17 protein-coding genes are annotated in these 18,535 nt (G+C 40.1%); 5 read left to right on the top strand and 12 right to left on the bottom strand.

What is annotated here, in order from left to right:
* Positions 1 to 289 precede the first annotated feature (289 nt).
* From IGJ17_RS08720 to IGJ17_RS08750, 7 genes are all read right to left on the bottom strand, one after another.
* On the bottom strand, positions 290 to 541 hold the full coding sequence (locus IGJ17_RS08720; RefSeq protein ID WP_005235871.1) for a hypothetical protein: 252 nt from the start codon (positions 539 to 541) through the stop codon (positions 290 to 292).
* Between the two features lie 273 nt (positions 542 to 814).
* The gene (locus IGJ17_RS08725) at positions 815 to 1,765 is read right to left on the bottom strand and encodes a zinc-binding dehydrogenase (protein ID WP_429961263.1); all 951 of its coding nucleotides are present in this window, start codon (positions 1,763 to 1,765) and stop codon (positions 815 to 817) included.
* A gap of 529 nt (positions 1,766 to 2,294) precedes the next feature.
* On the bottom strand, positions 2,295 to 2,864 hold the full coding sequence (locus tag IGJ17_RS08730; RefSeq protein WP_429961264.1) for an NUDIX domain-containing protein: 570 nt from the start codon (positions 2,862 to 2,864) through the stop codon (positions 2,295 to 2,297).
* A 24-nt stretch (positions 2,865 to 2,888) separates the two neighbouring features.
* Positions 2,889 to 3,338: a pyridoxamine 5'-phosphate oxidase family protein gene (locus IGJ17_RS08735; RefSeq protein ID WP_086316153.1), complete on the bottom strand. Its 450-nt coding sequence runs from the start codon at positions 3,336 to 3,338 to the stop codon at positions 2,889 to 2,891.
* A gap of 10 nt (positions 3,339 to 3,348) precedes the next feature.
* On the bottom strand, positions 3,349 to 4,194 hold the full coding sequence (locus IGJ17_RS08740) for an SIR2 family NAD-dependent protein deacylase (protein WP_429961265.1): 846 nt from the start codon (positions 4,192 to 4,194) through the stop codon (positions 3,349 to 3,351).
* Complete coding sequence (locus IGJ17_RS08745; RefSeq protein ID WP_400450928.1) at positions 4,148 to 4,957, bottom strand: protein-ADP-ribose hydrolase; 810 nt, start codon at positions 4,955 to 4,957, stop codon at positions 4,148 to 4,150. Before IGJ17_RS08745 ends, IGJ17_RS08740 begins: the two co-directional genes overlap by 47 nt.
* A gap of 60 nt (positions 4,958 to 5,017) precedes the next feature.
* On the bottom strand, positions 5,018 to 5,863 hold the full coding sequence (locus tag IGJ17_RS08750; RefSeq protein ID WP_005235843.1) for an SDR family oxidoreductase: 846 nt from the start codon (positions 5,861 to 5,863) through the stop codon (positions 5,018 to 5,020).
* Positions 5,864 to 5,978: 115 nt separating this feature from the next.
* Here IGJ17_RS08750 and IGJ17_RS08755 point away from each other — a divergent pair, with 115 nt between their 5' ends.
* A complete protein-coding gene (locus IGJ17_RS08755) occupies positions 5,979 to 6,446 on the top strand; it encodes an Rrf2 family transcriptional regulator (protein ID WP_008380035.1) in 468 nt (155 codons plus the stop codon).
* 1,108 nt (positions 6,447 to 7,554) lie between these two features.
* Here IGJ17_RS08755 and lepA read toward each other — a convergent pair.
* Positions 7,555 to 9,390, bottom strand: coding sequence for a translation elongation factor 4 (lepA, locus tag IGJ17_RS08760; RefSeq protein WP_005235823.1), 1,836 nt, complete (start codon positions 9,388 to 9,390; stop codon positions 7,555 to 7,557).
* 145 nt (positions 9,391 to 9,535) lie between these two features.
* Here lepA and IGJ17_RS08765 point away from each other — a divergent pair, with 145 nt between their 5' ends.
* The 4 genes from IGJ17_RS08765 (at position 9,536) to IGJ17_RS08780 (ending at position 12,415) form a co-directional block, all read left to right on the top strand.
* Complete coding sequence (locus IGJ17_RS08765) at positions 9,536 to 10,750, top strand: GNAT family N-acetyltransferase (protein WP_008380051.1); 1,215 nt, start codon at positions 9,536 to 9,538, stop codon at positions 10,748 to 10,750.
* 51 nt (positions 10,751 to 10,801) lie between these two features.
* Positions 10,802 to 11,287 (top strand): nucleoside 2-deoxyribosyltransferase, encoded by a 486-nt coding sequence (locus IGJ17_RS08770; protein ID WP_010748216.1) that lies wholly within the window; start codon positions 10,802 to 10,804, stop codon positions 11,285 to 11,287.
* On the top strand, positions 11,288 to 11,953 hold the full coding sequence (locus IGJ17_RS08775) for a hypothetical protein (protein ID WP_008380055.1): 666 nt from the start codon (positions 11,288 to 11,290) through the stop codon (positions 11,951 to 11,953).
* Between the two features lie 276 nt (positions 11,954 to 12,229).
* Positions 12,230 to 12,415: a hypothetical protein gene (locus IGJ17_RS08780; protein ID WP_005226019.1), complete on the top strand. Its 186-nt coding sequence runs from the start codon at positions 12,230 to 12,232 to the stop codon at positions 12,413 to 12,415.
* 59 nt (positions 12,416 to 12,474) lie between these two features.
* Here IGJ17_RS08780 and lepB read toward each other — a convergent pair whose 3' ends face one another.
* The 4 genes from lepB to clpB form a co-directional block, all read right to left on the bottom strand.
* Positions 12,475 to 13,044 carry a signal peptidase I gene (gene lepB / locus IGJ17_RS08785; RefSeq protein ID WP_008380056.1) on the bottom strand — a complete coding sequence of 190 codons (570 nt, stop codon included), beginning with the start codon at positions 13,042 to 13,044 and terminating at the stop codon, positions 12,475 to 12,477.
* 167 nt (positions 13,045 to 13,211) lie between these two features.
* Entirely contained in the window at positions 13,212 to 14,165 is a 954-nt protein-coding gene (locus tag IGJ17_RS08790) for an ABC transporter ATP-binding protein (protein ID WP_005235811.1), read from the bottom strand.
* On the bottom strand, positions 14,162 to 15,703 hold the full coding sequence (locus tag IGJ17_RS08795; protein WP_005235809.1) for an ABC transporter permease/substrate-binding protein: 1,542 nt from the start codon (positions 15,701 to 15,703) through the stop codon (positions 14,162 to 14,164). The genes IGJ17_RS08790 and IGJ17_RS08795 overlap by 4 nt, the downstream gene beginning before the upstream one ends.
* A 165-nt stretch (positions 15,704 to 15,868) precedes the next feature.
* A complete protein-coding gene (gene clpB / locus IGJ17_RS08800; RefSeq protein WP_005235805.1) occupies positions 15,869 to 18,475 on the bottom strand; it encodes an ATP-dependent chaperone ClpB in 2,607 nt (868 codons plus the stop codon).
* Positions 18,476 to 18,535 lie beyond the last annotated feature (60 nt).

Genomic DNA, 18,535 nt, shown 5'->3' on the forward strand with positions numbered 1-18,535 from the left:
AAAATGGAGAAAGTCGATGAAAAAAACGAAAAAACAGACTTTCTTTGTTTTTTTTGATTTTTCCCCGTCTCCCTTTAACTAAGGTTTTATCTTGTCGTTGTAGAACATGATCTTCCATGCCTATTCAGCTTGTCGTGTTTAATCATATGTACAGCAAACAAGCCCACACTCATAAGAGCATGGGCTTAGTGAGATCATCGTCAATTCTAAATCTTCAATTAAAATCTGGCTTTTATCAATTCAGATTTCAATTGCTGAATAATGAAGACAATTTCTTATTTTTCTTCAATTACATATACTTCTCAACTTCATCAATTTCTTTTTGTAGTGCTTTTTCATCGTACTTTTCATACTTACCGGCTTCGTGTGCGATCTTTTTGATTTCGTGAATCGCTTTTTTCTCAACGATCCATTTCTTCATACTATGTTTTTTTGCGTCAGCGTCTAGTGTGTCTAATTCAGCTAAATTCTTATCTAACTTATCAAGAACCTCTGCAATCTTTACCAATGCTTTTGCTTCCTTTTCTTCATAGTTTGTCATAGATATCACTCCTTAAGTATTTGATATATTTATCTTACTGCTGTAATTAAATATTTTCAAATTAAATGTACTGTTTATCACAAAGTTTTATCTGATTCTCACTGAAGAAACAGAAAACATTAGATTCTTGCAATATTCTACTCATTTTATACTTATTTTTATCCTTAATGATTTATCATAAGAAAAGTATCGATTATATAAAAAGATAATTTAGTGAATTAGCAAACATTCGGTGTATCTTTTATGATAAAGTCATTTAGCTTTTTTACTTTCTTATGGTTGCAGCAAAATTTTCCCGACACTTTTTCCAGATTCTAAATAATCATGGGCAGCTTTTCCGTCAACTAAGGAAAAAATGGTTGGTTGACTGATTTTAATTTGATTCTTGCTAAAATAATCAAACAGTCGGGTGCTTCTTCTCTCCCGCTCTTGATAACTTGTCAAGTAATCCCACAGATCTCCTGTCAAAATACTTTTTGATTTTGATAACAAGGGAATAAAGTCGATCGCTGGCGGATTTCCGCCGGCCATGCCAAAAAAGATAACCTTCCCTCTATTTCTGAGCAAGTCGACACTTTCGGCTAATGTATGCCCAATGCCATCATAAACGGTATCAAAGAAAGAAATATAGGTTTCTTGCCATTCTGTATTTCTTAAAAAGACATGTTTTGCTCCTTGGTCTAAAGCCAGTTGTCGCTTTTCTTCCGTAGAAGTGACGCCATAAACTTCTAGACCATCTGCGGTTAATAGTTGCGATAAAATTTGTCCGACACCACCACTTATCCCATGGACGAAGACCTTACTATTATTCACATTATTGCCAAGATCATGAGCTAAAAAATCAGCTGTCAACCCTTGCAGACCAATACTGGCTGCTAATTTAGGTGGTATACCAGATGGAATACGGATGGCATTTTCCTCAGGAACAGCCACCAATTCTGCGTTGGCAAAAGGAACATCCACAAAAAGAATCGTTTCCCCTAGCTGAAATTTGGAGACTGATCTTCCTTTTTGAACAATCTTCCCTACTCCTTCATAGCCATTGATAAAAGGGTCTCGGGATTCAATATGATAGCTGCCCTTTCTTCGATAAATATCTGCATAATTCAACCCAATATACATCATTTCTATCATTAGCTCATTTTCTTGAATGACGGGATCAGGCAATTCACCATAAGTTAACACATCTGAATCGCCAAATTCTTTAAAGTACAATGCCTTCATGCACAAAACATCTCCTATCTTTTGCCAATCAAAATCGTGTGATTTTCTTTATGAAACCAAAGCTCTATCACTTAGCCAACTATCATTAGATTGAAATCATATAAAAATAAATAATTTAAGTTCTTTTGGTCATTTTTTACTATAAAAAAAGCACCTTCTCACGAAGATACTTTCATTCTATTCTTCTAGATGAGATTCGTCAAAGTAGATTATTCGTTCAGATCCTCCTTATCAATTCCAGTTATGTCTAACCCACCTTATTCCTAGATAAATCAACTACTTTTGTGTAAAACAGGATTATAACAAAGCTGACTATTACTAAGAGAAAGAAGTGAGGATTTGAAGCCATCATCTTTTAAGTCTGACAAATCCTCAGAAGTAGTTCATTACATCGGAACCAAACTGACTATCCATGGTTTTTAGAGGATATCAGGAAAGAGATGGCATAAGTCGCCCGGCGATCAATCAATTTTATCATATAAATAATTATCCCCACTCGAAAAAAATTAAGCCACATCGCTTCTACTTGTTAAAGGCCTCTTTGCCTTAATTCGTCGTTCAACCACTTAAATCCATCATGGATGATTTGCGCATGATCAAAAGCAAAAAGAGATTCCCAGTTCTCCGTAGAGGATCGTTCTTTTGACGTAACATATTGATAGAGTACTTTATCCTTATCAACCCTATACCAAAAAGCCTCAGAAGCATCATCTCCTGCATAAAGAATCTTCATCTGCTGTAGAACAGTTATATAGACAGCAGAAACGGTCCATCCACGGGGATCCCGATTTTTATCTCCATATACACCTAATAAAGAAACTTCCTGCACTTCCACGCCCGTCTCTTCCTTTAACTCTCTGATGGCGGCCTTAATGATATTTTCTCCTTCGTTAACGAAGCCACCTGGCAAAGCGAACCGTCCTTTGAAAGGATGATTTTTTCTTTTGACAAGTAAAATGTATACTGCATCCGACGTGACATTGAATATCAAATTGTCAACAGTAAATGCTGGCTTTGGATATTGTGGTAATTCCTGCTTCTTATACCAGTTTAACCACTCTTCTTCCTTCATTTCCTCTTCTGATACTTTATTTGCCATGTGATTGTCTCCTTTTGCTTTGAGTTATCCGAAAGATTTAACGTTTTGATAGATAGGCTTTTTGCTTAAATCAAAGATTGACATAATGCCTTTATAAATTTCAAAGACTCGTAAAACATTTCGGTCTTCTACAGAGGGGTATATTTTTGACATGTAAGGATTTTTCTCGAAAATTTCATCTAAATAGGTAGAGCCTATTTCATTTACTCTTCCTTGTAAGGTGATAGAAAACGATTCCATTGATGTTTCTCCTTCTATACCTGTGATGGAAACGACCGGGTTCATTTTGAGCTGTTTATAAAACGGCTTGGATATTGCAGTCAAAAAATACAGCTTCGTTTCTTTCACCAACATAATATCGATTACTCTGGTGACCGGATTTCCGTTTTCGTCTACTGTGGCGAACACGGTAGAATGAATCTCATTTTTTAAATAATTCAAATAATCTTCTGTCTTCATTTTTGAATGGTCCATGAATGCGCTCCTATCTAAAATGATCGATTTCTCTGATCGTTTCAACTATATTTCCTTGCAGAATAATCGTTTTATCCATGAGTTCATCTGGTATGCGTTGTGCTTGTTGGTTACAGACGATATAGGTCGACTGATTCGTTGCCCTCGTCATTTCTTGGAATGGATACTTTATAATGGAAGGCGTGTTGTTACCAATGCCGATCTCCCAAAAAACGATTTTAGTACCTAAATAATTTTCTAGAAATTCTTTGTATCGGTTAGCTGCGCTTTCCCAACCATCATCTTGTACAAAAAATTGATCTATCCGTAAATTGACCCGCATCGGTTGTCCACATTTGGGGCAATATGGTATGAGGTGCTTGGGAATTTTGAACTGACTCTGCTGATGGACCATTTGCATAATCAATGATTCATTCTCGTACGTCTTGTTATGGCAAGCACGTGAACATTGAAATAACCCATAATCACCTTGTGTATAAAATAATCGTCTCTTATCAAAGCCCGTCTTTTGGAACTGATGATCTACATTAGTAGTAATGACAAAGTAATTTTTTTCTTCTACCAAAGATAGAAGCTCTTTATATAGCGGCAAAGCCTCAGGCTGATATCGATTATGAAAAACATGTTTACTCCAATAACCCCAATACGTCACTAATGAATCGAAGGGATAAAATCCGGCAGAATACATATCGGTTAAATAATAATGATCAATATAGTCTCTGAAATATTTTTTGAACCGTTCACCAGAATAGGTTAACCCGGCAGCAGCAGAAAGGCCTGATCCAGCACCGATAACGATTGCCTCTGCTTCAGTTATCTTTTGATAAACTTTCTGATAATTGTTGTAGTTTTTCATGGTACAACTCCTTATCAATGTCTTTAAACACATTGAAAATAATTTTTATAGGTGAATGAACACGCGTTACATATTCTTGCGTTGTTTTGATAGCGATCTCTGCAGCTAACTCATTGGGAAAACGAAATTCTCCTGTTGAGATACAACAAAAAGCGACGCTCTTCAATTGATACTCTTCGCAAAGCAACAAGACGCGACGATAACAGTCAGCCAATAAGGATACGTGTTCTTTAGTTACGGTATCTTTTATGATTGGCCCAACAGTATGTATCACTTTTTTTGCAGGCAAGTTATAGCCGTCGGTGATTTTTGCATAGCCGGTTTCTTCCAAATGCCCTTGTGCGTCCATGATTTCTTTGCATGCTAGTCTTAATTGAATACCTGCTGCAGAGTGGATCGCATTGTCGATGCACCTGTGTAATGGAACAAAACATCCTAGTAGCTGTGCGTTTGCAGCGTTTACGATGGCGTCCACTTCCAACCTCGTGATATCTCCTTGCCAGAGATAAAGTTTTTTTGTATACTGTTGCGCATCGTTTAGTGAAAAAATCTGATTTTCAGCTCTTTCTTCTAAAAGAAATTGATTTTGAATGTCAATAAAGTCCTTATGAATAGGTCGCGCTTCTCTTATATTTAATAAGCATCGCAATAAATCATTTTGTTCTTTCGGATCATCCGAGCTAGCATCTACTATTTTACTTAAGTGACTGTTTTCCTCTAATAAATAGTTAATCAGCCATTTCCTCTTTTCGCTATGGTTCATCGTCAACACCTTCTTTATAAAAATTTCCCGATTATTTTCGATAATCGGGAAATAGCAAGACTAATTTAACAACTCTTTGATTGCTTCTACGCGACTCGTCAAAGGCTTACCCAAAGCTTGTTCAAAGTCACTAGATGTCACATCTAATTGATTATTTTTAATATCATGTTGGAAAGACAAGAACATTTCTGCAACAGGTTGTGGTAAACCGCCTGCTGTCAAACTATCTACAAAGGTTTGATCATCAGATGAAACTACTTCGATTTCCTTCCTTGTTGCTTCTTTTAAAGCTGCTGCTAATTCAGCATAAGTAATAGGGCTGCCCGATAATTCAAGGATTTCAGGGTATTCTGTTCCTGCTAGTGCTTTTGCAGCAACCTCAGCATATTCGCGCTTCAAAGCCCAGCCGGTTTTGCCTTCTTTAGCTGCGTAAACGAATTTCCCACTAGCTAACGCACCGCCAATAATCGGCATTTCATTTTCTAAATACCAGTTATTACGTAAAAATGTATGCGCAATTCCCGCTTCTTTGATTTGTTTTTCAGTAAAGATGTGATCAGCAGCTAATGCACTTGTTGAGTGATCTGCATCAGCAAAACTTGTATAAGCAATATACTGAACACCAGCGTCTTTGGCTGCCTTAACCACATTAGCATGTTCTTCTTGACGATTGCCTGGTGCGCCAGACACAAAAAGCAAGCGGTCAATGCCGTCAAAAGCGTTACTCAACGAATTGATGTCAGAATAATCCCCTACTCTTACATTGTAGCCTTTCTCTTTTAGTGTAGCTGCTTTTTCTTCAGATCGTACCAAAGCATAGATCTGATCTTTAGAAACTAAATCTTTCAAGAATTCAAGTGCATATCCTCCAAAACCACCAGTAGCTCCTGTTACTAAATATGTCATATAAAACACTCCTTTTTAGTTCGTACATTCAGCTGTACAATTATAAGATACACCTATATAATAAATAGTATGTTAAGATAAGTCAAGAAGAAAATCTAAAAAGGACTGAATTCACTTGAAATATTCTATTCAACTCAGTGATGCAATTCATATTATGTGTTATATCGTCATCTATAAAGATACTAATATGCTCTCAAGTGAGATGATTGCTCAAAGTGTAGAAACTAATGCTGCAAATGTCAGAAAAATAATGGCAAACTTAAAAAAATCTGGACTGATTCGAACAACTACTGGGAAACCAAAGCCCTATTTAGCAAAGGACCCCAAAGATATTAGTCTACTTGATATATATAAAAGTATTCATGGAAACACAAATCTCATTCAAGTCGATCCTAAAACGAATCCAGACTGCATTGTTGGTGCAAATATACAAGAAGTACTGGATGGTGCGTATAATGAATTGCAAGTAACTGTCGAAGAAAAAATGGCGAAAATCAATCTGTTCTCTCTATTAACAAGTATTGCAAGTTTAGAGGAAAGCAAACGACCGGAAAACAAATCTTTTCTTGAGCCATTTTTATAAAACCAAAAAACCCATTGAGATACTGACATCTCAGTGGGCTTTTTCTTTACAAATGAAATTGATTTACGTCTTCACATCTTTCGACACCACTCATAAGAAATAGCGTTGTCATTCACTTGCTTTTTCTGCAGCTCTGACTATTGCTCATAGAGACAGTGTATGCACAAGAGCAAATATTTCTTTCTTATCGACCAAACGACTAAATTCTTTCACTACTCGACTGCCTAAATTCACTGTGGCACCAGTACCTGCCTACTTCATTTCCGTTCCTCTTTTCTTTTACTCGTGGATGTAAAACAGCTTGATCTATCGGCCTGCTACTTAGATCAACTACAGAAACATTTCATTCTTAAAGTTCAAATACCCGTAAAACATGTTTGTTTCCCTCTGATGATCGATGTCATTTCAATACGGATTTTGCATCCAAAAAATTAGTTACTCTCTGAATTTTCCATTGACGATATTTGAGTGAGCTGGCGTCGATTGCTCACCCTTCATTTAATTATCGAATCATACGGAGGGCTATCAATTTGATAGTAGAACGGTTTGGTGATCGCCGTCAAGAAATAAAGCTTCTTCTCTTTTTCTAGCGTGCTTTCTTGATGATCATTTAAAAGTGGCATCTCAATTTAGTTTTTTGATAGTGTTTCAGGAGAGAAGTAATTAATACGCTGCTATTTCTTTATCTCTGTTAATAGCCGAGACTTTTTTTTGAGCTACTTCTCTTATACATTTGTATCATACTCAAAACTTTATCACACTGCTAAGATAGGTCACTCAACCCATTTTCTTTTTTCAATAGCAGCTTGAAAAGAATTTTCTTCATCGCTAAATATTCCAGAGTTGAACGATTGGATAATCTGCTTTTCTTTAAATGCTTTCCTCTATGGATTCATTCATTTTTATGTAATGGTATGAAAAAAGCACCTCCTTATGAGATGCTCTTTCATACGCTGACAACTAAAAATTCTCAAGCAAGAGATTTTTTTCTTGTCCTTTTATTCAACAGTGACAATCCGTATAACTGTTTAAATTTTATAAACGGTTAAATCACTTTTTTCTAACACAAGAAAAGATTGCTTTATTAGACTTTTCAAATTGAAACGAGTTACTTCTTCGGTTCATCCTCATCCATTTTCAGAACTGCCATGAAGGCTTCTTGCGGTACTTCGACAGAGCCGATTTGTTTCATCCGCTTCTTCCCTTCTTTTTGTTTCTCCAGAAGTTTGCGTTTCCGAGAAACGTCACCGCCATAACATTTCGCCAATACGTTTTTACGCAAGGCTTTAATGTCTGAACGGGCAACGATTTTTTGTCCGATGGCTGCTTGGATCGGTACTTCAAATTGTTGTCGTGGGATCAGTTTCTTCAGTTTTTCAACGATGGCTTTGCCGCGTTCATAAGCAAAGTCACGGTGAACGATAAAGCTTAACGCATCGACTTTTTCAGTATTCAGCAAGATGTCCATCTTCACTAGCTTGCTAGTGCGGTAACCAGACATTTCGTAATCGAGTGATGCATACCCTTTCGTGCTGGATTTCAATTTATCAAAGAAATCAAAGACGATTTCCGATAATGGGATCTCATAAACGACGTTTACTCGATAATCATCCAAGTAATCCATCGTGACAAAGTCTCCCCGTTTGCGTTGGGACAATTCCATTACAGCACCGACGTAATCATTAGGGACCATGATTTGTGCTTTGACGTAAGGTTCTTGCACGTTGTCGATCGTGACTGGTTCAGGAAATTCTGCTGGGTTATCAACGACGACCATTGAGCCATCTGTCTTGTTGACATGATAGATTACGGATGGTGCAGTCGTAATCAGCTCAAGGTTAAATTCACGTTCTAGCCGTTCTTGCACGACATCCATGTGTAATAGGCCTAAGAAGCCGCATCGGAACCCAAATCCTAACGCTTGAGAGGTTTCTGGCTCAAATTGCAATGCTGCATCATTCAGTTGTAATTTTTCCAATGCTTCTCGAAGGTCGTTGTAGCGTGAGGTATCGATTGGGTACAATCCGCAATAAACCATTGGATTCATTTGGCGGTAGCCTTCCAATGCTTCGGCTGCTGGATTGTTGGCTAAAGTCACCGTATCTCCGACTTGCGTATCTTTAACAGTCTTGATGGCAGCAGTGATATAACCAACATCACCCACCATCAACGCATCTCGTTGAATGGCTTTGGGTGAAAAGACGCCGACTTCCGTGACATCAAAGGTCTTGCCATTGCTCATCATTTTGATTTTATCTCCAGGTTTGACCATCCCGTCCATAATGCGGACGTTTAAGACCACCCCACGATAGGAATCGTACACGGAGTCAAAGATCAACGCTTTTAACGGTGCTTCAATATCACCTGCTGGAGCTGGGACATACTCAACGATTTGTTCCAAAATGTCTTCGATCCCAATACCTGCTTTGGCACTCGCTAAAACAGCTTCACTGGCATCGATTCCGATAACATCTTCGATCTCTGTTCGTACCCGCTCAGGATCGGCAGCTGGCAAGTCTATTTTATTAATGACTGGTAGGATCTCTAAATCATTGTCTAACGCCAAGTAGACGTTTGCCAATGTCTGTGCTTCGATCCCTTGAGCCGCATCAACGACGAGTACGGCGCCTTCACAAGCGGCCAAACTGCGGGAAACTTCATAGGTGAAATCGACGTGCCCTGGGGTGTCGATCAAATGGAAGATGTAGGTTTCTCCATCTTTGGCGGTATAGTTAAGTTCCACAGCATTTAATTTGATCGTGATTCCTCGTTCACGTTCAAGATCCATGGAGTCCAATAATTGGTTTTGCATTTCCCGAGACGTCACCGTATGGGTTTGTTCCAAAATACGGTCCGCCAGTGTTGATTTCCCATGGTCGATATGGGCGATAATGGAGAAATTACGAATCTTCTCCTGTCGTTTTTTCATTTCTTCTATGTTCATGGATACGTTCCTCATTTCTTTTAGTCAGCTTTTCTATTATACCAACGAAACGCCAATAGTTAAAGTATTTTTCTTAACCGTTATTTAGACATATTCATTCAGGTTTTGCTATACTAGAGCTAGCAAATAAATTGGAGTTGAAAGAATGGACAATAATTTTCATCAAAATCTACATATTCGAGCGGTGGATGAAAAAGACGTTGATCAGTTCAATGAACTGTTAAGCTACGTTTTTCAGATCACTGAATCGGATATTGAAGAAAGCGGCTATGAGAGCAAACGGGAAATGATTAAATCTAAGCGCCCGATCTTAGAGCTTTCCAAGGTCTTTGGCTGGTTCAATGAAGACAAGTTGATCTCGCAAATCGCCGTTTATCCTTGTGAAGTCAATATACACGGCAAATTAATCAAAATGGGCGGAGTGACCGGTGTTGGGACCTACCCTGAATATGCCGGACATGGCCTGATGAAAGACTTGATCAAGCTTGCCTTAGAAACCATGCGGGAAGATCAGCAATGGATCTCCTACCTTTATCCATACAATGTGCCCTACTATCGTCGCAAAGGCTGGGAGATCATGTCCGACAAGCTGACCTTCAAAATTCGTGATACCCAGCTTCCGAAAACCAAAGAAGTCCCTGGGATCGTAGAGCGCAAAGAAGTGGATGACCCTGATGTTTTTACTGTCTACAACCAATTCTCCCGCGACAACCATGGCGCCTTGCAGCGGACCTCTTTTCACTGGGAAGAGTATTGGCGCTATGAAAATGAAGAAGAGCGCACCGCGGCTGTCTATTACAATGCCAGTGGTCATCCGACTGGTGTACTTTTTTATTGGGTAGCCGAAGAAGTCTTCCATGTAAAGGAAATGTTCTACTTAAATCAAGAAGCCCGCAATGGTCTTTGGAATTTTATCTCTGCTCATTTCTCAATGGTCTATTGGGTCAAAGGAGACATTTATTCAAATGAACCCCTGTCCTTCTACCTGGATGATAGCCAAATCAAAGAAACCATTGAGCCTTATTACATGGCGCGGATCGTCGATGTTGAACAGTTTTTGAAAAACTTCCCATTTGAAGCCTTTCAAACACCCTTTCACTTTGTTGTTTCTGACCCAGTTGCCGATTGGAACAACGGAATCTTCGGTGTCCAATACAATCACGGGGAGATCGTGGTTTCAAGAGAAGCCATCGGAAAAGCTGTCCAGCTGGATATTCAGACATTGTCTTGTCTGTTGATGAATTACCGCCGTCCAGCTTACTTAGAGCGTGTGGAACGGCTAAATACCGATTCAGAAACACTGGCATTACTAGAATCGATCATCCCTGATATGGAAGCCTATTTCAGTGATTATTTCTAAACAACGAATCAACAAAACGTACAACTATGAATGATTAAGGAGTGTTTTTTAATGAAACTATATTTTGCTGCTCCCCTGTTTGCTGCTAGTGACCTTCGCTACAACGCCGAACTTGTTGCGTCGATTCGTCAGCAGTATCCGCAGCTGGAGATTTATTTACCTCAAGAAAATGCCGCGATCAATGATAAGTCCGCCTACGCGGATAGCAAAATGATTGCGTTGGCAGATACCGAAAAAGTACTGGAAAGCGATTTGATGATCGCTTTGCTGGATGGTTTGACCATCGATGCTGGGGTTGCCTCTGAGATCGGTGTCGCCTATGCAAAAGGCATTCCTGTGTTAGGGCTTTATACAGATAGTCGCCAACAAGGTGCCGATAATCAGCAAAAGCTGGCAGCATTACAAACCGTTGCGGAAAATCAGTTCCACTATGTCAATCTTTATACGGTGGGTTTGATCAAGCTAAACGGTGAGATTTATTCCTCTGAAGCAGCCCTTTTAGCTGGCTTAGCAGACTATCTTTCGGAGGACAACTAAATGGGGCAAAATTATCAGCGACTGCAAAAGGTATTCACTATTTTCGGTATTCTCGTGTTTTGTTTTTCTTTGTGGGAATTTTTCCGTGGCGTCTATCCGCAAACACAAGGACTGATTTTCTTGGGTCAAGCCTTACTTGGGATTTTATTGATCTTTGTCCCAGAAATGAGTAAAAAGTTCTTAAAAATCCAGCTACCAAATGCCACCGTCTACTTTTATTGGTTTTTCTTGCTGATCTCCGTATTCATGGGGACGATCTTACATTTGATTGAAACCATTGCTTTCTGGGATAAAATTCTGCATGCGGTAAGCCCAATGGTCTTGACGGCTGTAGGCTATGGATTGATCTGTCTCTTACTAAAAGAAGTGCCCGTTTCAAAAGTTTCGCCTTGGTTATTTTTACTGATGGGCTTTGCTTTTGCTGGCTTGTGTGGTGTTTTCTGGGAGTTTTGGGAATTCATCTGCGACTCTGTTGGTGGAATGAATCTCCAACGTTATGCAACCTTAGATGGCACCCCGTTTATTGGTCGTGAAGCATTGATGGATACGATGGGTGATTTACTAACCAACACGATTGGTGCTGCTTTGATGGGCGTGATCGCGTATGTTCAAGGACGAGGCAAACCTGATTACTTTGAAAGTTATCGGATTAAAAAATTATCATAACCAACCTTTAAAAGCTTGTTGAAACCATCGTTTTTCAACAAGCTTTTTTCTTTTGTTCTTTTATTGATAAAGAAAAATTTATAAAAATACTTAAATAACACATCTTATTTTTATGGATTCGCTGTCTAACAAGGTTCGACCTTCCTTACACTTCCCTATAAAACGGTTACAACTACAAGAAAATTCCCTCGTTTAATCATTTTTATTTCCCCAAAAAACCATGGTCTGTTATAATTACATTATTCATTTGACATTGCGTCAGTAAAGGAGAGGCTTATGGTTCTAACAGTGTTTTTTATTTTATGCTGCTTGATTTTTTCATCGATCACCTATGCGTTCTCTAAAGATGCCCGAAAATTTGTCCAACCTTTATCAATCAAAATTATTTTTATCGCATCAGCTATTATTGCGGTTTGGACGATGTTCTTTTCAATGGTTGCATTTGTCGCTTGGGTCATCTAAAAAAACATTCTTGCCAGTTGCGGCGTTTTCGCTGCATAGGCAAGAATGTTTTTTTGTGATTAGAAAAGTTTGATTTGATTCAAAGGCCAAAAACGCAGCAGCACTTTCCCTTCCATTTGATCTTCTGTTACAACCCCGAAACTGCGACTGTCCCGAGAGATCAAACGATTGTCTCCCATCACAAAATAGCTGCCTTCAGGAACCGTTACCGTGAAATCATCGGTAAAGTGTTCGGCACCAGCGGCGATTTGCTGAAACATTTCGCGATAAGAATATTCGTCTTGTAATTGATCGTCCGCAAATTTCTCTTTAAAATCATCTAAATAGGGTTCTTCGTATACTTCTCCATTGATTGTTAGGACATCATCTTTCATTTCAATGGTATCACCGGGTAAACCAATCAGCCGCTTGACAGCGATTTTGCTTGGATCATCTGGTTCAACACATATCACGATGTCTTGGCGGTCATATGAAGAAATTTTTGATGCAATCAAACGCTGCTTATCGGCCAAAGTTGGATCCATAGAATGGCCACTGACTTGAACTGGCGTCAGGACAAACAAACGGATGAGAACCACGGCGACGATAAAGAAAAGCAGTAACCAATTCTCTTTTAGGATTTTTACCATAGCTGCTCTTTCGCTCCTTTACTGCATCTTTTGTCATTATCAAAGCTCGTTTCTGGCATTCTGACAAAAGATATCTTCCTCAATCTTACGTGGAATTTTTACATTGAGCAAGAGAAATCATCGATTTTTAAAAAAATATGACATTTCTAGTAGCCATAAAGAACCTTTTACGTTCGATCACGACTCAAGAAAGCAAACACATCTTTTCGACTTAGACTCCCTACCAGTTTCTGCTCTTCTTCAATCACTACCGTGTCATGAGTTGCAAATAAGGTATACAACTCATTTAAAGTAGTAGATGCAGCGATTTGAGGAGCCACTGGGTTGACTTCATCGCTGAAAAAGTTCATCCGCATCAAATCCCCTGCTGTGACCAGTTTTGCTTCGTCTTCACCGGTCTCTTCAAAAAAGCTTTTCACAAAAGCAGTTTTTGGTTGCGAGACAATCACTTCCGGTGTATCACATTGGACGATCTTCCCTTGATTCATGACAGCAATGCGCGTACCTAGTTTTACCGCTTCTTTCATGTTATGCGTGACAAAAATAATCGTCGTCCCAAGCTCTTGGTGCAAATCGAGGACTAACTCCTGTAAGGAATTTCGAGAAATTGGATCAAGAGCACTAAAGGGCTCGTCCATCAGAATAATTTCTGGGTTAGCAGCTAACGCTCTTAAAATTCCTATCCGCTGCTGTTCTCCTCCTGACAACTCTTTAGGCATTCGATGGCGGTATTGCTCTGGGTCAAGTTTGACCTGTGTCAGCAAACGATCCACGGCTTCTGAGCGATCTTTTTTCGACCACCCTAACATCTCTGGGATTACTTCAATATTTTGCTTCACATCCATTGTCGGAAACAGGGCGATTTGTTGGAGAACATACCCCATTTGCCAACGCATTTTTTGGATATTGTATTCTTTGATTCGTTTTTCTTTGAAGTAAATATCGCCATCCGTTGGTTCTGACAACGCGTTGATCATCTTCAAAGTCGTCGTTTTCCCACTCCCAGAAGGACCGACCAAAACAAAGATTTCCCCTTTATTGATGCTCAGATCTAATTGATCGATCACTATTTTTTGATCAAACTTTTTACTGACGTTTTTAAATTCAATAATTGGTGTCATTCTTGTCCCTCCTTAATTAATCCTTCATCTATCAGGAAGGTACGCGCGACTTCTGCTGGATTTTTTCCTTCGACATTGACCTGATAATTCATTTCACTCATTTGTTCTTCGGTGATTTTACCTGCCAACTTTTCCAATGCACGGACGACTTCTGGATGTTCCTTGGCAAAGGCTTCTTTCATCAAAGGCGCTCCTTGATAAGGTGGAAATAGTTCTTGATCGTCTTCTAGAATAACTAAGCCATATTGACGCAATTCACTGTCCGTGGAATAGGCATCCAGTAGATTGATGTCGCCATTATTGATGGCTTGATAACGCAATGCTGGTTCCATACTTTGGACACTTGGAAAATCTAGCCCATAGAGTTCTTGGATGCCCGCATAACCGTCCGTCCGATCAATGAATTCGAGGGTAAAGCCGGCTTTGATTTTATTTTCGATTTTCTTCAAATCAGAGATCGTGGTTAGTCCATTTTCCTCAGCAAATTCTTTTTTCACAGCCAACGCATAGGTATTTTGATACGCCATCGGCTGAAGCAAGGTCATCTCAAACTGATCCTGTAACAGATTGACTGCTTCGGTATAGGTTTCGTCTGAGTCAAGTTTTTGACTCGCAAGCTCTTCTGGTACCTCAACTAAGCTCTCCAACACGGTACCAGTAAACTCTGGATATATATCAACTTGACCATTGTCCAATGCGCTGAATAAGAAAGAGGTTTTTCCAAAATTTGGCTCTAGTTCAACTTGGGCATCAGGATCTTCTTGCTCAATCAATTCTTTGTACATGTTGATCAAGATATCAGGTTCAGACCCTAACTTCCCAGCTATGGTAATGGTTTTCGGCGCGAAAAATCCGCTCTGTGAAAAAGAAACGCCGCCAATCAGCAAGATGATCGCTGCCAGCGTAATCAAGGTATAGCGCGGTTTCAGGTGTTGTAGATAACGGATCAACGTACTGAAAATAATAGCCAGTAAAGCAGACCCGATCGCGCCGATCAAGGTTAATTCAGGGGCATTTCGATCGATCCCCAGTAAAATAAAGGAACCTAGTCCACCAGCGCCAATCAAAGCGGCCAAGGTTGCTGTTCCGATGATCAAGACCAGCGCTGTGCGAATCCCAGAAATTATGACAGGCAAGGCAATCGGCAATTCGACTTTGATCAATCGTCGCATCCGAGACATGCCAAATGCCGCCGCAGCTTCTTCGATTGATGGATCGATCTCCGAAAGGCCAATATAGGTATTTTGAAAGATCGGCAATAACGCATAAATAACTAGTGCGATCAACGCAGGCGGCGTTCCGATCCCCACAAATGGAATCAATAAACCTAACAGTGCCAGTGATGGAATCGTTTGTAGCACACTCGTTATTTGTAGGCCGACTTCCGCTGCCCGTTTATGATTAACCAGCCAAATGGCTAACGGGACAGCAATAACGATCGCCACCAGCAGCGCAATGATCGACAATGACAAATGCTCAAAGACAGCTGTCAGCAATTCCCCTTTTCGCTCATTCAACGTTTCAAAAAAAGTATTCATCTTTTCATTCCTCTCCTACTCCATAAGAACAGTATAATCGAAGTGCGAATTTCCTCCAAACAACAAGCAAGAGGAACTTTTTTGTCTTATGTTGAGCGACAAAAAAAACGATGGCTACCAATGAAACGGCAACCATCGTTTTGCATTTATCCATTTTTTATCTTTTTATTCCTCGGTAATTGGCGTATTTTCAAAAACCAGCTGTTCGTTCAATAATTCGATCGTGACTTGGGTCTTTGGTAAGACTCTGCCAGCAACGATTTCTTTTGCCAACGGAGTTTCGACTTCTCTCGTGATAAACCGACGTAGAGGTCGCGCACCATACGCTGGCTCATAAGCATTTTCAGCGATCCAGCGTTTGGCTTCTTCAGTGATCGTCAACAGTATATCTTGGACTTCCAGTCGTTGTGACAGCTGTGCGATGATCTTGTCGACGATGCCTGTCACATCGTTTAGACTAAGCGGTGTGAACAAAATCGTGTCGTCGATCCGATTTAAGAATTCTGGTTTAAAATGCCCTCTCAAAAGATTACGGACATTTTCAGCAACGTTTTCTGGGATCGTCCCTTCTGCGGTCACACCATCTAGCAAGACTTGAGAGCCGATATTGCTAGTCATGATCAAGACTGTATTTTTGAAATCAACGACTCGCCCTTTTGAATCTGTCAAACGGCCATCATCAAGCACTTGTAATAAGATATTGAAAACATCAGGATGGGCTTTTTCGATCTCATCCAATAAGACGATCGTGTATGGATTGCGTCGAACAGCTTCAGTCAATTGGCCACCTTCTTCAAACCCTACATAGCCTGGAGGGGCACCGACTAAGCGAGACACCGAATGTTTTTCCATGTATTCGCTCATATCGATCCGAACCATATGCTCTTCTGAATCAAAGAGGTTGACCGCCAACGCTTTCGCTAATTCGGTCTTACCGACGCCGGTCGGACCTAAGAACAAGAAGGAACCTAATGGTCGATTTGGATCTTGCAGGCCAGCTCGTGAACGAATGACGGCATCACTGACGGCATCGACGGCTTCGTCTTGTCCGATCACTCGTTGATGCAAGGTCTCATTTAATTTCAACAGTTTTTCCCGTTCGCCTTCCACTAATTTCGCAACAGGAATCCCTGTCAAACGTCCAACGACTAGGGCAATCTCATTTTCGGTCACTGATTCTTGGACCATCCGAATGCCTTCATCTTGATTTTTTTCTTCCAGTTCAGCTAGTTCTTTTTCCAGTTGTGGAATCGTCCCATGACGAAGAACAGCTGCCCGTTCCAAATCATAGTTATTTTCAGCATCTTCCAACTCATGCTTGGCTTTATCGATCTCTGCCCGTTTGTTGGAAACTGCATTGACTTCTTCTTTTTCCGTTTCCCACTGCATTTTCATGGTATTGACTTCTTCACGCAATTCCGCCAATTCTTCTTGTAAAATGCCTAAGCGTTTTTTCGATGCATCATCGGATTCCTTTTTCAATGCGGCTTCTTCGATCTCAAGTTGCATCAAACGACGGGTAACTTGGTCGAGCTCAGTAGGCATCGAATTCATTTCCACCCGAATTGTGGCACTCGCCTCATCGATCAAGTCAATGGCTTTATCTGGTAAAAAGCGGTCCGTGATATACCGATCAGATAAGGTCGCCGCAGCAACAAGCGCGTTGTCATGGATGTTGACGCCATGGTGGATCTCGAACCGTTCTTTCAAGCCACGTAAAATCGAAATCGTGTCTTGAACGGTTGGTTCCTGTACCAGCACTTTTTGGAAACGACGTTCCAAAGCTTTATCCTTTTCCATGTATTGACGGTATTCATCAAGGGTGGTTGCGCCAATCGTATGCAATTCTCCCCGTGCCAGCATTGGTTTTAGTAAGTTTCCAGCATCCATGCTGCCTTCCGTCTTACCAGCACCTACAATATTGTGGATCTCATCAATAAAGAGAATGATCCGTCCATCGGCTTTTTTCACTTCTTGTAAGACAGCTTTCAAACGCTCTTCAAATTCACCTCTGAATTTAGCACCTGCGATCAAGGCACCCATATCCAGAGAAAAGATCGTTTTGTCTTTTAGGTTTTCTGGGACGTCTTTTCGCACGATCCGTTGTGCCAATCCTTCAACGATGGCTGTTTTACCAACCCCTGGTTCACCAATCAAAACGGGATTGTTTTTTGTCTTCCGAGAAAGGATGCGAATCACATCGCGAATTTCTTCGTCTCGTCCGATAATTGGGTCCATTTTTCCGCTGCGGACTTGTTGCACCAGGTCAACGCCGTATTTTTCTAAAGCTTTGTATTGTTCTTCTTGATTTTGTGAGGTCACACGATCCCCTCCTCTTAATGTTTCGATCGTTTGCTTGATTTCTTTCGCGCTGATTCCTTGTTTCTTTAAATACACCGTCAATGGATGATTTTTCAATTTCATCAACGCATAAAGGACGATTTCTGTGGAAAGATACTCGTCTTGAAATTCATTTTTTAATTGATCTGCCTCAGACAAAAGATGAAACAGATTTTGACTCATAGATTGACCATAACGAACATTTCCTCCTTCAACCGAAGGCAGTTCATCTAATAGTCGGTCAACTTCTTTTTCAAAAGCATCGACATCGAGACCTGTGTCCGTGTAAAAATTGCGGCCGAATTGATTGGCTTGCAATAAAATCTTCCATAAATGTGGAATATCAATTTCTTGATGGTGACGGGTCATGGCAATCTGCTGGGCTTCAGCGATAGCACTTTGTAATGTAGTCGTCATTTTTTCTGGGTTCATACTTTTCCCTCCCAAAATGGTAGTCAGAAAATAAGTACACTGCAAGCAGTATGCTTTTTT

Origin of the sequence: Enterococcus sp. DIV1096b (genome assembly GCF_050498765.1) — a bacterium.
Taxonomy (GTDB): domain Bacteria; phylum Bacillota; class Bacilli; order Lactobacillales; family Enterococcaceae; genus Enterococcus_D; species Enterococcus_D entomosocium.